Origin of the sequence: Salipiger bermudensis (assembly GCF_019801965.1) — a bacterium.
GTDB classification, from domain to species: domain Bacteria; phylum Pseudomonadota; class Alphaproteobacteria; order Rhodobacterales; family Rhodobacteraceae; genus Salipiger; species Salipiger bermudensis_A.
In genome coordinates this window covers 1-1,126 of record NZ_JAHVIA010000027.1, presented here as the reverse complement: position 1 = coordinate 1,126, position 1,126 = coordinate 1, and the positions used below count along the sequence as shown (strand labels likewise).

General features: G+C 61.5%; 1 protein-coding gene. It reads right to left on the bottom strand.

All coding sequences use genetic code 11. The annotated features are described in order from the left end of the window. Nucleotides 1-1,061, bottom strand: a protein-coding gene (locus KUV62_RS22615) for an IS3 family transposase (RefSeq protein ID WP_222606017.1) whose coding sequence is annotated in 2 segments (ribosomal slippage) — nucleotides 1-812 and nucleotides 812-1,061 — 1,062 coding nt annotated over the 2 segments. Because the reading frame shifts where the segments join, the coding sequence is not laid out codon by codon here. This gene is flagged as partial in the annotation. Between the last annotated feature and the right edge of the window lie 65 nt (nucleotides 1,062-1,126).

Here is a 1,126-nt window from a genome sequence, read left to right as displayed (position 1 = left end):
CTCCCACGGGGTGAGCCCGTCGAGGCTCGTGTGGGGGCGGTGATGGTTGTAGTCGTTGCGCCAGCCGGCGATCAACTCGTGGGCGTGGCGCAGATTGGCGAACAGGTGCTCGTTCAGGCACTCGTCACGCAGGCGGCCATTGAAGCTCTCGACGAAGCCGTTCTGCATGGGCTTTCCCGGAGCGATGTAGTGCCACTCGACCTTGCGGTCCTCCTGCCATTTGAGGATGGCGTTCGAGGTCAGCTCCGTGCCGTTGTCGCTGACCACCATGCAGGGATAGCCGCGCACCCGAGCGATGCTGTCGAGCTCACGGCCAACGCGCTGCCCTGACAGCGAGGTGTCCACGACCGTCGCCAGGCATTCCCGGCTGAAGTCGTCGATGACGCAGAGCACCCGGAAGCGGCGACCATCGGACAGGCTGTCTGACACGAAGTCCAGCGACCATCGCTGGTTCGGCCCCTGCGGGATCGTCATGGGTGCCCTGGTCCCCAGGGCTCGCTTGCGACCGCCCCGTTTACGGACTGTTAAGCCTTCTTCCCGGTAGATCCGGTAGAGCTTCTTCCAGTTCACCTTCCAGCCCTCTCGGCCCAGCAGGAGGTGCAGTCGCCGATAACCGAAGCGACGCCGTTCGCTGGAAAGCGCCTTCAGCCTCTCCCGCAGTTCAGCGTCCGCAGGTCTGGTTGATCCACGTCGATATACACGCGGATCGATCCCGGCCAGGGCACAGGCCCGCCGCTGGTTGTAGTTCTTCTCTGTCATGGCCCAGTCCACGGCTCGTCGCCTTGCACCGGGCTTCAGAAGTTTTTTCCCAGCATTTCCTTCAGCGTGGCCACGTCGAGCATCTGCTCTGCAAGCATCTTCTTGAGCTTTGCATTCTCGGCTTCGAGCGCCTTCAGCCGCCTGGCCTCAGACACTTCCATGCCGCCATACTTCGAACGCCATCTGTAAAACGTGCCATCACTGATGCCATGCTTCCGGCAGAGCTCCTTGGCGCCTATCCCGGCTTGGTGCTCCTTCAGGATGCCAATGATCTGCTCTTCGCTAAAACGGCTTTTCCGCATCGTCTGTCTCCTCGTTTGGAGAACAGGCTAACTTCAAACCGCGGACTTTTCAGGGGAGCAGGTCA